The following is a 13,323-nucleotide window of genomic DNA, read 5'->3' on the forward strand; positions in this document are numbered from 1 at the left end:
GTTCGAGCTAGCGTGGACACCATGACGAAGCGAATCGGACTCGGGCACGCGCCCGAGATCTACAAGGCGATGGCGAACGTGCAGGCCGAGGTGGACAAGGCCGGCGCGAACGCGGGGGTCGACCACAAGCTGATGGAGCTGGTGAAGATGCGCGCGTCGCAGCTCAACGGCTGCGCGTTCTGCCTCGACATGCACAGCCGCGACGCCCTCGAGTCGGGTGAGTCGCCGCGGCGGCTGTTCGTGCTCGACGGCTGGCGCGAGACGACCCTGTTCACCGAGCAGGAGCAGGCCGCCCTCGCCCTCACCGAGGCGATGACCAGGCTGGCCGCGACCCAGAGCGTCCCCGACGACGTCTACGACGAGGCCGTGCGGGTGTTCACCGAGGACCAGTACCGCGCCGTCGCGTGGCAGGTCATCGCGATCAACAGCTGGAACCGGGTGGCCGTCACCAGCCACTCGCCGCTGCCGAAGCGCGACGCGTGAGCGCCGCCGCCTTCAAGGCCCTGCACGTCCCGGGCCAGCCCGTGGTCCTGCCGAACGCCTGGGACGCCGACACCGCGAAGGTCGTCGAGGCGGCCGGGTTCCCGGCGATCGCGACCAGCTCGGTCGCCGTCGCGGCCGCGCTCGGCTTCCCCGACGGTGAGAAGGCGCCGGCCGACGAGATGTTCGCCGCCGCCGCGCGGATCGTGAAGGCCGTCAGCGTGCCCGTCACGGTGGACGCCGAGTCCGGCTACGGCCTGAACGGCGCCGAGCTGGCCGCCCGGCTCCTGGACGCCGGCGCCGTCGGCCTCAACTTCGAGGACACCGACAGCGCCACCGGGCAGGTCCGGCCGGTCGCCGTGCAGGCGGAGCGCATCGCCGCCCTGCGCGAGGCAGCCGGTGACGGCCTGGTGATCAACGCCCGCGTCGACTCCTTCCGCGGCCCGGGCGACCCCCGCGACGCGCTGGCCGGGAACGTCGCCAGGGCGAAGGCGTACTTCGAGGCGGGCGCCGACTGCGTCTACCCGATCTTCCTGCGGACGCCGGACGTGCTCGCGGAGTTCGTGCAGGCGGTCGGCGGTGCGGTCAACGCGCCCGCGTGGCCGGGCAGCCCGGGCATCGCCGGGCTCGCGGAGCTGGGCGTGGCGCGGATTTCGCTGGGTGGCGGCCTGTGGGGCCACACCCGGAAGTTCCTGGCCGACACGCTGGCCGAGGTCGCCAAGGGCCACCTGCCGTACTGACCGGGGAATGGCCGAAGGCCGCCGCGAGGGGATCGGGAACACCCTCGCGACGGCCTTCGGTGTCGGGTGGAGCTAGTGCGAGACGGCCTTCTCGGCACCCGCGCCGGTGAGGGAGCGGACCTCCATCTCGGCGTACTTCTTCTCGTTGTGCTCCTTCGACAGCACCGTGCCCAGCCACCCGAGGAAGAACGCGATCGGGATCGAGACCAGGCCCGGGTTGTCGAGCGGGAACCAGTGGAAGTCGACACCCTGGATCATCGACGCGCTCTTGCCCGTCTTGGCGTCCACCGGCTTCCCCGAAACCGCGGGGGAGAACACGATCAGGATGATCGTGATGGCCAGGCCGCCGTAGATCGACCACAGCGCGCCCTGGGTGTTGAACCGCTTCCAGAACAGCGAGTAGAGGATCGTCGGCAGGTTCGCCGACGCCGCCACCGCGAACGCCAGCGCGACCAGGAACGCCACGTTCTGGCCGTTGGCCAGGATGCCGCCGAGGATCGCGACCGCGCCGATCACCACCGCGGTGATCCGGGCGACCTTGACCTCCGAACCCGGTGTCGCCTTGCCCTTCTTGAGGACGTTGGCGTAGACGTCGTGGGCGAAGGACGCCGACGCCGTGATCGTCAGGCCCGCCACCACGGCGAGGATCGTGGCGAACGCGACCGCCGCGATCAGGCCGAGCAGAACCGGGCCGCCCAGTTCGAGCGCGAGCAGCGGGGCCGCCGAGTTCGCGGCACCCGGCGCGGCCTTGATCTTGTCCGGGCCGACCAGCGCGCCCGCGCCGTAGCCCAGCACCAGCGTGAACAGGTAGAACACGCCGATCAGCACGATCGCCCAGACCACCGAACGACGCGCGTCGCGCGCGGTCGGCACGGTGTAGAAGCGCATCAGCACGTGCGGCAGGCCCGCGGTGCCCAGCACCAGCGCGATGCCGAGGGAGAAGAAGTCCAGTTTGGACGTTCCCGTGGCGCCGTACTGCTTGCCCGGGCCGAGCAGCGCCTCACCGGTCTTGCCGCCCTTGTCGACGGCGGCCTGCAGCAGCGAGGAGAAGTTGAAGCCGTACTTGCCGAGCACCCACAGCGTCATCACCAGCGCGCCGATGATCAGCAGCGCGGCCTTGATGATCTGGACCCAGGTGGTGCCCTTCATCCCGCCGATGAGCACGTAGGCGATCATGATCACGCCGACGATGACGATCACCAGCGACTGGCCGGTCTTGCCTTCGATGCCCAGCAGCAGCGCGACCAGGCCGCCCGCGCCGGCCATCTGGGCCAACAGGTAGAAGAACGACACCACGAGCGTGGACGTCGCGGCCGCGGCCCGCACCGGGCGCTGCTTCATCCGGAACGCCAGCACGTCGCCCATCGTGAACTTGCCGGTGTTGCGCAGCAGTTCCGCCACCAGCAGCAACGCGACCAGCCAGGCCACCAGGAAGCCGATGGAGTAGAGGAAGCCGTCGTAGCCGTAGATGGCGATCGCGCCCGCGATGCCGAGGAACGACGCCGCGGACAGGTAGTCACCCGAGATCGCGATGCCGTTCTGCGGGCCGGTGAACGCGCGGCCGGCGGCGTAGTAGTCCGACGCCGTCTTGCTGTTGCGGCTGGCCCGGAACACGATCACCAGCGTGATGATCACGAACACGCCGAAGATGCTGATGTTCAGGAGCGGGTTGCTGCCTTCGACTCCCGCGGCGAGCGTCTTCATTCCCGCTCCTCCTTTTCGATGTCCTCGCGGATCTTCTCCGCGATCGGGTCGAGACGGCGGTTCGCGTAGCGGACGTAGAGCCCGGTGATCACGAACGTCGAGACGAACTGCAGGAGACCGAAGATCAGGCCGACGTTGACGTTGCCGAACACCTTCGTGCTCATGAAGCCGTGCGCGTAGTCGGCGAGCAGGACGTACAGCAGGTACCAGACCAGGAACAGGGCCGCCATCGGGAAGACGAACCGGCGCAGGCGGCTGCGCAGCTCGCGGAACTCGGTGCTGTTGTGCGCGCGTTCCCAGACGGCGTCAGCCGTTTCCGGGGGTCCGCCCGGTTCCGTCGTGCTCATGGTGCTCCTCGCGGCGTTGCGGAATGTGGTCCGGGTCACCGTAGGGAGGCGTGAGGCTCGCGTGAAGAATCAGCGGTTCAACAGCCTCGCGAGACGACGAACGGTTGACGAACGGTCGCGCGGCCTGGCCGAACGGGGTTCGTCCAGGTGCAGACGGAGCATCGCGGACGTCGCCCAGAGCGGGGGCCGTCCGCGCAGGGAGACCAACGCCATTACGCCGAACGCCAGCGGTACCGACCAGGGTGCCGGTTGCTGCACCAAGATCGCCACCCAGCCGTGCAACTGCGGGCCGGCGAGGGCGAACAGGATCGAGCCGGACGACGCGACGAGCCCGGTCAGCACGCCCGCGATCCCGCCGGCCGCGGTCAGCCGCGGCCACCAGATGCCGAGCACCAGCAGCGGGCAGAACGTCGACGCGGCGACGGTGAAGCCCCACGTGACGAGCACCCCGGCGTCCAGCTCGGCCGAACGCAGCGCCAGCAGCACCATCACCGCGGCGACGCCGAACACCGCGAACCGCAGCCGGCGCAGGCCGCCAGGCACGAGGTCGTGGGCCAGCGCCCCGGACATCACCAGCAGCAGTCCGAGCGACGTTGCCAGGAAGGCGGCGAACGCGCCCGCGGTCAGCAATGCCGTGAACAGGCCTCCGGCCCAGCCACTGTCCACTTGGTACGGCAGGGCGACGACGACGGTGTCGGTCGCGCCCGACAAGTACAGCCCGGGGACCAGGACCCGGCCGAGGACGCCGTAAACGCCGGGGAAGAGGTAGAAGATCCCCAGCAGGGCCACGGTGATCGCGGCGGTGCGGCGCGCGGCGCGGCCGTCCGGGCTGGTGTGGAACCGCATGAGCACGTGCGGCAGGCCCATCGTGCCGAGCATGGTCGCGATGAGCACGGACCACGTGCCCAGCAGCGGATACCCCTGGTCGCCGAGGTCGAGCAGCGGGCGCCGCCAGTCCGGGCCGCCGAGCGGGGCGCCGCCGCGGACCGCCGGGACCGCCGTGCCCTCGCCGAACACGACGACGTCCTGGCTGTGCGCGGTGAATTCCCCCGGTTGCAACGTTTCCGCGAGGTTGTTGCGCCGGACCGCGGTCGGCTCGCGGATGACCATGGTGACGTCGACCTCGAACTTCACCGACGTCTCGCGGGTGAAGTGGGTGAACTCGACGGGGTTCAGCGCGTCGGCCCGGTTGACCGCGCCCGCCTGCAGCACCAGCCAGATCGCCGGGATCAGGAACAGCAGCAGCTTCAGCACGAACTGGAACGCCTGCACGTACGTCGCCGCGCGCATCCCGCCCAGCGCCAGGGTGACGCTGACCGCGGCGCCGGCCAGCACCACGCCGACCCAGTACTGCGTGCCGCCGACCGCGGTGAGCACCAGGCCGGCGGTGCGGAACTGCGGGACGACGTAGATCGTGCCGATCACCAGCACCACCACCGCGGCGAGGCGGCGCAGGGCGGGGGAGTTGAGCCGGGCCTCGGCGAAGTCGGGCACGGTCAGCGCGCCCGAGCGTCGCATCGGCGCCGCGACCAGCACGAGCATCGCGATGTAGCCGGCGGTGAAGCCGACCGGGTACCAGAGCGCGCCGATGCCGTCCTTGACGACGAGCCCGGCGACGCCGAGGAACGACGCCGCCGACAGGTACTCGCCGGACACCGCGGCGGAGTTGACCAGCGGCGAGATCCGCCGGGACGCCACCAGGAAGTCCGACGTCGTGCGCATCGCGGCGACCCCGCGGACGCCGATCAGCAGCGTCACGAGCACGACCGGCGCGACGGCGAGCGCGACCCCCACTAGTCGTCGTCCTCGAGACGCTCGGCCCGGCGCAGCTGCCAGCGCGCCAGCAGGGCCATCGACGGGTACGGCAGGACCGCGATCATCAGCCAGGACAGCGGGATCCCCAGCAACCGCACCGAATCCAGGCCGGGGAAGATCGCGAACACGCCCGGCAGGCCCAGCAGCAGCGCGAACATCAGGACCAGCGCGGGAAGGCCGCTACGGCGTTGCGCCCGGTACAACGCCGTGGCGCGCTGGGTTTCCGCCGGTGGCAAGCGCGGGACCCGCCAGCGGCCGCGCGACCGGCGTCGTGCGTGGGCCAGGCGGGTCTGCGGGCTGGTGACGGCCACCCGCCGGATCCGGCTCATCGCGCGCCCGGCCCGAGCTGGCCGCGCTGGGCGGCTTCGAGCAGCCTGTCGCGCAGGTCGCGGGCGTGGCGCCGGCTGACCGGGACGTCGCCCGCCTCGGTGTGCGCGAGCAGGCCGCCCGCGCTGTCGCTGCGCAGCTCCAGCACCGCGCCGACGGCGAGGAGGAACCCGCGGTGCACGCGGCTGAACCCGGTGCCCTCCCAGTACTCCTCGAGCCGCGAGATCGGCATCCGCACCAGGTGCACGCCGCCGCGCGTGTGCAGCCGGACGTAGTCGCCGTGCGCCTCGACGAAGAGGACGTCGTCGCGGCGGACGTAGCGGGTGCGCCCGCCGGACTCGACCGGGAGCGCGGCCATCGCGTCCGGGGTCGGGCGGCCCGCCGGCGTCGCCATCCGGCCGACCTTCGCGAGCGCCGCGGCCAGCCGTTCGGCACGGACCGGCTTGAGCAGGTAGTCGACCGCGCCGATGCCGTACGCGGTGACGGCGTGGCCGTCGTGCGCCGTGACGAACACGATCACCGGCGGCTCGCTCAGCTTCGCCAGCAGGGACGCCAGTTCGAGCCCGTCGAGGCCGGGCATCGAGATGTCGAGGAACACGGCGTCGAACCGGTCGGCTTGAAGCAGCCTCAACGCCTTCAGCGCGTCACCCGCGCCGACGACTTCGCCGACTTCGGGGGCTTCGCGCAGCATCGTGCACAGCTCGTCCAACGCCGGCGGCAGGTCGTCGACGGCGAGCACCCGCAGGCCCGTCACGGCAGCACCCCCGGCTGGAACCGCGGCACCCGCACGATCACCCGGGTGCCGGCGCCGACTTCGGTCTCGACGGTCAGGCCGTACCAGGCGCCGTAGACGTCCCGCAGCCGTCTGTCCACATTGGCCAGTCCGAGCCCGGCCGGGTCGTCGTCGCCGAGCCGCCCGGCGAGCAGGTCCGCCGCCCGCTTCGGATCCATGCCGACCCCGTCGTCCTCGACGAAGATCACGCAGTCGTTCCCTTCCGCCTGGCCGTGCACCTGGACCAGCCCGGCCTCCGGGCGCGGCTCGATGCCGTGCCGGATCGCGTTCTCCACCAACGGTTCCAGCACGAGGTAGGGCACGGCGACGGCGAGGATCTCCGGCGCCACCCGCACCTGGACGCGCAGCCGTTCGCCGAGCACCGCCCGCTGCAGCGCCAGGTACGTCTCGATCGCGCGGAACTCCTCGGCGACGACGGTGTACTCGCCGTGCCGGGACAGGCTGTAGCGCGTGTAGTCGGCGAAGTCGAGCATCAGGTCGCGAGCGCGGTCGGGGTCCGAGCGCACCAGCGACGCGATGACGGTGAGCGCGTTGTAGACGAAGTGCGGCGACATCTCCGCCCGCAGCGCGCGCAGCTCGGCCTGGGCGGCCTGCTCCGCCGACGCCTCGAGCCGGCCGCGCTCCAGCGCCCGCACGACCAGGTCCGCGGCCTGGCCCGCCACCGAGTCCCGGACGTCGCCGACGACCAGCAGCGCTCCGGCGAGCTCGTCGTGGACGTGCAGCGGCAGCACCAGGACGTCGTCGGCGGAGCCCGGTTCTTCGCTGTGCAGCACGCTGTCGAGCACCGTCGCGACGACCTCGTCCGGCCCGGGACGGCCCGACCACAGCAGCACCCCGGACAGGTCGGTGAGGCCGAGGCCGGGGAAGCCGAACAGCCGCCGCAGGCCGTGGGAGGCGCGGCGGGCGCGGGTGCCGGACAGGCCGTCGCGCAGGTCGTCGGTGATCCGGCGGGCCGCGGCGAGCACCGGCTGCGGGTCGGCGCGCGACGCCGCCCCCAGGCGCAGCACGGTCATCGGGCCTCCCCTCGGCGACGGTGTCCAGGGCAGTAGATCCTACGGTGCCGCCTCCGGGCTAGAGGCTCTCGTCCTGGTCGGCGAGCACCTTGGCGTGCCGCCGGAAGCGGCGCCACGTGCTGTATTCGCCGCTCGCGGGGGCCGGCACCTCGGCCAGGCGGCTCGGGAAGGGCCGGTCCGGCAGCGAGATCCAGCCCGTCGTGCGGGTCTCCTTCACCGCCACCCGCACCGGCCGGAACGTCGTCGGGTCAAGGTCGTCGCTGTGCCGGACGACCTCGTCGTAGAACCAGGCCGACGTGATCAGCGCGAGCACTCCCCGCGACGTCCTGAGCGCCTTCTTCAGCGGAGGTGCCTCCAGCAGCCGGAACGAGTGGTTGATCGCCGGCGCGGTGACGCCGTTGTCGTCGTAGGCGACCTCGCCCGCGTGCAGCGCCATCCGGAGCCGGATCCGCGCCTCGGCGTGGTGGGTCCGGTTGTGGCGGTGCAGCGCCACCGCGAGCGCGTTCGGCAGGAACTCGACGAACGGTCCCTTGGGGATCTCCGGCGGGGCCAGGACGAAGACGCCGTCGCCGCAGTCGTCGGTCCGGCAGCCCGCCCACGGGACACCGGCGTCGTCGAAGGCCCGGCGCAGCGCCCGGTAGAGACCCTCGCGCAGCGCCAGACGGTGGGGCGTGGTCCGGCGCGGGTCGCCGTACCCCTCGACGTCCACCGCGAAGATCGTCCGGTGCACAGCCGGCCGTTCGTACCTCATCGCACCCCTCCCGGCGACTCATGCATGTGCCGATGCATGTGCAGCCACTGTGACGCAAGGCGACCGTCCGGGGGAATGGGTGATGCGGTGAGCGGTTCCCCTGCCACGGTGACCGGCAAGGAGGAGAAAGCCCAGCTCAGAGGCCCCGTGAGAGGTGCGCACACCTCTCACGGGGCCTCTGACGGACCGGACGGTCAGCAGCTCTGCTTGTAGAAGTACTGGGAGTTGGCGTCCATGTCGTCCTTGGTGATCGAGTGCAGCTGGGCGGTGAGGTTCCGCGTCACCGGCTTGCCCTCGAGCGCCGCGACGGCCTGGTCGACACCCTGGGTGCCGATCGCCGCCGGGTCCTGCGCGATGAGGGCCTGGTACTGGCCGTTCTTGAGGCCCTCGACCTCGGACGGGCTGGCGTCGAAGCCGATCAGGTTGACCGCGCCGACCTTGCCCGCGTTGCGCAGGCCGGTCGCCGCGCCCTCGCCCGCGTTGAGGTTGGTCGCGAAGACGCCGATGAGGTCCGGGTTCGACGCCAGCGCCGCGGTCACCTTCGACGCCGCCTGGTCGGGCTCGTTCTGGGTGAACTGGCTGCCGATCGACTTCAGGTTCGGCGTGTTCTTCAGCTCGTCTTCGAAGCCCTTGACGCGGGCGGCCGTCGTCGACGTGCCGGCGATCGTGTCGAGCACCAGCACCGAACCGCTCTTGCCGGCGGCCAGCTTGGCCATGGTCTGGGCGGCGAGCTTGCCGCCCGCGGCGTTGTCGGAGGAGACGGACGACTCCGCGACGCTCGTGTCCTTGAGCGAGGTGTCGACCTCGACGATCTTCGTGCCGCGGGCCTTGACCTGCTGGATCGGCGCGAGCATCGCCGTGTCGTCGGTCGGGGCGATGAGCAGCGCGGCCGGCGGGTTCGTGCCGAGCGCGTTGACGAGCTGGGTCTGCAGCGGCGCGTCGAACTTCTGGGGCGCCTGCGTGGTCAGCTCGTAACCGAGCTTCTTGGCTTCGGCCTGCGCGCCGCACTGCAGCGAGATGTAGAACGGCTCGGCCTGCACGCCCGGGATCAGCGCGAGCTTCTTGGCGTTGGCCGAGTTGGCCTGGCTGCTGCCGCCGCCGGTGTCGCCCACCGTGCCGGAACCGCACGCGGTGAGCAGGGCCGCCGCCGAGGCGAGCGCCCCGGCCGCGACGAGCGTCTTGGTCAAGTTCATCGGAAGCACCTCTTTGTACTCGGGGGAACTCGGGAGTCAGCGGGAGTTGCGTTGACGACGGCGTCGCTGGTCGAACCAGACGGCCGCGATCAGCACCGCGCCGACCGCGATCATCTGCCAGAAGTCCGGGACGCCGGTGATGTTGAAGCCCTTCTTCAGCACCGCCGGGATGAACACGCCGATCACGGTGCCGAGCACCGAGCCGACGCCGCCGAAGAGGCTCGTCCCGCCCATCACCGTGGCCGCGATGGCGTTGAGGTTGTCGCTGGTGTGCCCGGTGATGGTCGTCGAGTTGTAGTAGGCCAGCGACAGGAATCCGGCGAGCCCGGCCAGGACACCGGTCAGCGTGTACACCTTCATCAGGTGCGCGGTGACGCCGATGCCCGCCCGGCGCGCGCCTTCGGCGTTGGAACCGATGGCGAAGGTGTAGCGGCCGAACTTCGTGGTGTGCAGCAGCCACGCGCCGATCAGGGTGATCACCACGGCGATCAGCACCAGGTTCGGGACGACGCCGAACGACGTGCCGTACCCGAGCTGCTTGTTCAGCACGACCGGGACCGTGCGGACGTCGCTGCCGTTGTTGAGCAGCAGTGACGCGCCGAGCGCCGCGCCCATCGTGCCGAGCGTGACGATCAGCGGCGGGATGCCCGCCACCGCGATGAGGAAGCCGTTGACCAGCCCCCACACCGTCCCGGCCAGGATCGCGACGACCAGCCCGACGATGATCACGCCCCAGCCCGCGCCGGCGGCGTCACCACCGGACATCGCCTCCATCGTCTTGCCGCTGACCATGCCGGCGAAGATGAGCACCGAGCCCACCGACAGGTCGATGCCGGACGTGATGATCACGAACGTCATGCCGACCGAGAGCACCAGCAGCACGGCCGTCTCGATGAGCAGCAGCTGGAAGTTGTACACCGTCGGGAACGCGTCCGGCGCGAGCACGCTGAACACGATGATCAGCGCCACCAGCACCAGCGCGATCCAGAACGTGTTGGCGGCGACGAGGCGTTTCCCCAAGGGGCGCTTGGTGAATCCTTCCTCCACAGAGGACTGGATCTCGGGCGCGCTCACGCGGCCTCCTCCTGCACGAGGGCACCGGTCATCGCCGCGACCAGGTCTTCCAGCTTCGTGTCGGGACCGGTGAACCGGGCCACGCGCTTGCCGAGCCGGAGCACCTCGACGCGGTCGGCGACCGACAGCACCTCGGGCATGTTGTGGCTGATCAGCACGACGGCGATGCCCTTGTCGCGCACCTTCTTGATGACGTCGAGCACGCGCTCGCGCTGCACGACGCCCAGTGCGGCCGTCGGCTCGTCCATGAACACGACCTTCGACGCCCAGACGACCGAGCGCGCCACCGCGACGCTTTGGCGCTGCCCGCCGGACAGCGAGCCGATCGGGACGTCGGTGCTCTGCAACGTCACACCGAGGCGCTGGAACTCCTCGATCGCCTGGCGGCGCATCTCGGCCTTGTCCAGCATGCCCAGCTTGCCGAGGAAACCCTTGCGGTGGATTTCCCGGCCCAGGAACAGGTTCGCGGCCGGATCCAGCTCGGGGGCGACGGCCAGGTCCTGGTAGACGGTCTCGATGCCCAGGCGCCGGGCCGTGGTCGGCGAGTCGAAGTGCGCCTCCGCGCCGTCCAAGAGGATCTTGCCCGACGTCGGCTGCTCCGCGCCGGAGAGGCACTTGACCAGGGTGGACTTGCCGGCGCCGTTGTCGCCGATCAGCGCCGTCACCTCACCCGCACGGGCCTGGAACGACGCGCCGCGCAGCGCCTCGACCGACCCGTAGTGCTTCGTCAGGTCGATCGCGTCCAGCAGGATTTCGCTCATCCGGTCCGCCCTTCGAGGGCCGGCGGGCGGCAGCGGATCACCGTCGCGGTGCCGGACAGTTCGGTCTGGCCCGCGTCGAACGGGACGACGAACGTGTCGCCCTTGGCCAGCGCGTGCTCACCGCCGTGCTCGGTGCGCAGGGTGCCCTCGCCGTCGAGGACGACCAGCACCGCGAACGACGGGTCGAGTGACAACGTTGTCATGTTGTTCGTCCGAAGCTGCTCCGCTTGGAAGAACCGCTCCGAGCCGGTGGCCAGCAGATCGACGGTGTCGGCGGTGTCGCCGGCGGTCCGCTTGATGATGGTCTCGAGGCGCTCGGCGTCCCAGCCGGACGTGTCCAGCGCCTCGATCGCGGTGTCGAAGCCGAGCCCGAGGTGGCCCTTCTCCGGCGACGCGAGGAAGTCACGCCACTCGATGGTCAGCGAGAAGTCCGTCGGCTGCTGGAGCTCGACGACGAACACGCCCTCGCCGATCGCGTGCGGCAGGCCGGACGGGATGTAGACGGTGTCGCCCGCGGTCACCGGGACGCTGTTCAGCGCGCCCAGCATCGACGGCACGTCCTGCTCCCGCGTCCACTCGGACACCGTCTGCTTGGAGAGCGTCTCCTTGAAGCCGGGGTAGACGCGCGGGTCGTCGCCGTAGGTGCCGACCACGATCCACGCCTCGGTCTTGCCGAAGTGCGAGTCGAAGTGCTGCTTCGCGAACGCGTCGTCCGGGTGGAAGTGGACGGGCAGCCGCTGGCCCGCGTCGAGGAGCTTGACCAGCAGGCCGGTCGACGTCCCGAGCGCTTCGACGTGCTTCGCGCCGAGCCACGCCGGGGCGTCGGCCTCGACGGCGTCGCGTAGCCAGGCGCCGTTCGGGAGCCGGGTCAGGCCGTTGGTCTCCTGGCCGAACATGGTGCTGACCGAGGCGACCCAGTCCTCCGGGCCGAACTTCTTGTCGGATGAGGCGCCGCGCAGCGCCGCGATGGCGTCGCCCCCGCGGTAGAACTGCGGCGGCTGGTTGGCCGGAAGCCGGATCGGTTCGAGGGTCACGGGGCGACCTCACCGGAACCACGGGCGACGAGATGCACGGGCAGGACTACCTTTCTCGGCGGGGACTGATCTCCTTGGACACGGGCGAAGAGCAGCTCGGCCGCGGCGTGGCCCAGCGCGCTCACGTCGTGCGCGATCACGGTGACGGGCGGGTCCAGCAGGTCCGCCAGCTCGAAGTCGTCGAAGCCGACCATCGCCGGGCGGTACTCGGCGTGGGCCAGCGCGCGCAGCAGGTGCACGGCGACCCGGTTGTTGCCCGCGATCACGGCGGTGGCGGCGTCGGGCCCGTGCAGCAGGCGCTTGACGGCGTCACCGATGAACTCCTGCGTCGGGGTGTGCATGGAGACCAGCGACTCGTCGTAGGAGATCCCGTTGCGCACGCAGCCTTCGCGGAACCCGCGCAGGCGCTCGGCCGCGGTGAAGATGTCCGGGCTGTCGCCGAGGAATGCGATCCGCCGGTGGCCGTGCTTGGCCAGGTGGGTGACGGCTTCGATGGTGCCGCCGAGGTTGTCCACGAGCACGGTGTCGGCGACGATGTCGCCCGCCGGCCGGTCGATGAACACCACGGGCGTGCCCGCGCGCATCTCCGGCACCAGGTAGCCGTGCTGCAGGCCGGCCGGGACGACGAGGATGCCGTCCACCCGCCGCGCGCAGAACTCCAGCACGAGCTCGCGCTCGCGGTCGGAGTTCTCCTCGGACGAGCCGGTGAGCACCTGCCGGCCGAACGACGTCGCGATGCGTTCCACCGCGCGGTTCAGCTCGGAGTAGAAGGGGTTGCCGACGTCCTCGACGATCAGCCCGATGGTCCCGGTGGTCGACCCGCGGCGCAGGTTGCGCGCGCCGAGGTTGCGCCGGAACCCCAGCTGCTCGATGGCCGCCATGACCCGCTCGGCGGTGTCCGGGTGCACCGCCGGTTCGTCGTTGACCACGCGCGAGACGGTCTTGATCGACACGCCCGCCAGCCTGGCCACATCGCTCATCGTGGCCCGGCGGCTTGCGGTGCGCGTGCTGCCGTCCCGGTCCCGGCCGGGTGGAGACAACGTTGTCATAGTGCACGGGATTGAACGCCACGGTCCGGGTGCTTGTCAACGCCCCGGGTGCGGATTGTGCCGATTCGGCTACTGAAGTTGTAGGTCAGACGGCTGATCAGCTTGTCCGGAAGTGGACAGGTGTTGACAGCTCTCTTGACTGTCTCGTGAGCCGCTGCCCAAGGTGGCCCGGTTCGACCGAGCGCGCGACAAGGTTGTCATTCACCGTCCTGGTCGCGCCGATGAGGTGAGAGGCGATGGCG

Annotated in this window: 14 protein-coding genes; 2 read left to right on the forward strand and 12 right to left on the reverse strand. The window is 70.8% G+C overall.

Going from position 1 to position 13,323, the window contains the following annotated elements; genetic code table 11:
• Positions 1 to 21 precede the first annotated feature (21 nt).
• Both ACIOD2_RS23295 and ACIOD2_RS23300 read left to right on the forward strand, forming a co-directional pair.
• Positions 22 to 483: a carboxymuconolactone decarboxylase family protein gene (locus tag ACIOD2_RS23295; protein ID WP_400541504.1), complete on the forward strand. Its 462-nt coding sequence runs from the start codon at positions 22 to 24 to the stop codon at positions 481 to 483.
• Entirely contained in the window at positions 480 to 1,220 is a 741-nt protein-coding gene (locus ACIOD2_RS23300; RefSeq protein WP_400541507.1) for an isocitrate lyase/phosphoenolpyruvate mutase family protein, read from the forward strand. Before ACIOD2_RS23295 ends, ACIOD2_RS23300 begins: the two co-directional genes overlap by 4 nt.
• A gap of 72 nt (positions 1,221 to 1,292) precedes the next feature.
• Here ACIOD2_RS23300 and ACIOD2_RS23305 read toward each other — a convergent pair whose 3' ends face one another.
• The 12 genes from ACIOD2_RS23305 to ACIOD2_RS23360 form a co-directional block, all read right to left on the reverse strand.
• A complete protein-coding gene (locus tag ACIOD2_RS23305; protein ID WP_400541510.1) occupies positions 1,293 to 2,924 on the reverse strand; it encodes a cation acetate symporter in 1,632 nt (543 codons plus the stop codon).
• Positions 2,921 to 3,271 (reverse strand): DUF485 domain-containing protein, encoded by a 351-nt coding sequence (locus ACIOD2_RS23310; protein WP_400541513.1) that lies wholly within the window; start codon positions 3,269 to 3,271, stop codon positions 2,921 to 2,923. Before ACIOD2_RS23310 ends, ACIOD2_RS23305 begins: the two co-directional genes overlap by 4 nt.
• A 69-nt stretch (positions 3,272 to 3,340) precedes the next feature.
• Positions 3,341 to 5,065, reverse strand: coding sequence for a cation acetate symporter (locus ACIOD2_RS23315; RefSeq protein ID WP_400541516.1), 1,725 nt, complete (start codon positions 5,063 to 5,065; stop codon positions 3,341 to 3,343).
• Entirely contained in the window at positions 5,065 to 5,415 is a 351-nt protein-coding gene (locus ACIOD2_RS23320; RefSeq protein ID WP_400541519.1) for a hypothetical protein, read from the reverse strand. Before ACIOD2_RS23320 ends, ACIOD2_RS23315 begins: the two co-directional genes overlap by 1 nt.
• Entirely contained in the window at positions 5,412 to 6,167 is a 756-nt protein-coding gene (locus tag ACIOD2_RS23325) for a LytR/AlgR family response regulator transcription factor (RefSeq protein WP_400541522.1), read from the reverse strand. The genes ACIOD2_RS23320 and ACIOD2_RS23325 overlap by 4 nt, the downstream gene beginning before the upstream one ends.
• Complete coding sequence (locus ACIOD2_RS23330; RefSeq protein WP_400541525.1) at positions 6,164 to 7,219, reverse strand: sensor histidine kinase; 1,056 nt, start codon at positions 7,217 to 7,219, stop codon at positions 6,164 to 6,166. The genes ACIOD2_RS23325 and ACIOD2_RS23330 overlap by 4 nt, the downstream gene beginning before the upstream one ends.
• 58 nt (positions 7,220 to 7,277) lie before the next feature.
• Entirely contained in the window at positions 7,278 to 7,970 is a 693-nt protein-coding gene (locus ACIOD2_RS23335) for a hypothetical protein (RefSeq protein ID WP_400541528.1), read from the reverse strand.
• A gap of 194 nt (positions 7,971 to 8,164) precedes the next feature.
• Positions 8,165 to 9,163, reverse strand: coding sequence for an ABC transporter substrate-binding protein (locus ACIOD2_RS23340; RefSeq protein ID WP_400541531.1), 999 nt, complete (start codon positions 9,161 to 9,163; stop codon positions 8,165 to 8,167).
• Positions 9,164 to 9,199: 36 nt separating this feature from the next.
• Positions 9,200 to 10,237: an ABC transporter permease gene (locus tag ACIOD2_RS23345; protein ID WP_400541534.1), complete on the reverse strand. Its 1,038-nt coding sequence runs from the start codon at positions 10,235 to 10,237 to the stop codon at positions 9,200 to 9,202.
• Positions 10,234 to 10,998 carry an ATP-binding cassette domain-containing protein gene (locus ACIOD2_RS23350; RefSeq protein ID WP_400541537.1) on the reverse strand — a complete coding sequence of 255 codons (765 nt, stop codon included), beginning with the start codon at positions 10,996 to 10,998 and terminating at the stop codon, positions 10,234 to 10,236. Before ACIOD2_RS23350 ends, ACIOD2_RS23345 begins: the two co-directional genes overlap by 4 nt.
• Positions 10,995 to 12,032, reverse strand: coding sequence for a class I mannose-6-phosphate isomerase (locus ACIOD2_RS23355; RefSeq protein WP_400541540.1), 1,038 nt, complete (start codon positions 12,030 to 12,032; stop codon positions 10,995 to 10,997). Before ACIOD2_RS23355 ends, ACIOD2_RS23350 begins: the two co-directional genes overlap by 4 nt.
• On the reverse strand, positions 12,029 to 13,012 hold the full coding sequence (locus tag ACIOD2_RS23360) for a LacI family DNA-binding transcriptional regulator (RefSeq protein ID WP_323337544.1): 984 nt from the start codon (positions 13,010 to 13,012) through the stop codon (positions 12,029 to 12,031). The genes ACIOD2_RS23355 and ACIOD2_RS23360 overlap by 4 nt, the downstream gene beginning before the upstream one ends.
• Positions 13,013 to 13,323 lie beyond the last annotated feature (311 nt).

Origin of the sequence: Amycolatopsis sp. NPDC088138, assembly GCF_044741685.1 — a bacterium.
Classification (GTDB): Bacteria; Actinomycetota; Actinomycetes; order Mycobacteriales; family Pseudonocardiaceae; genus Amycolatopsis.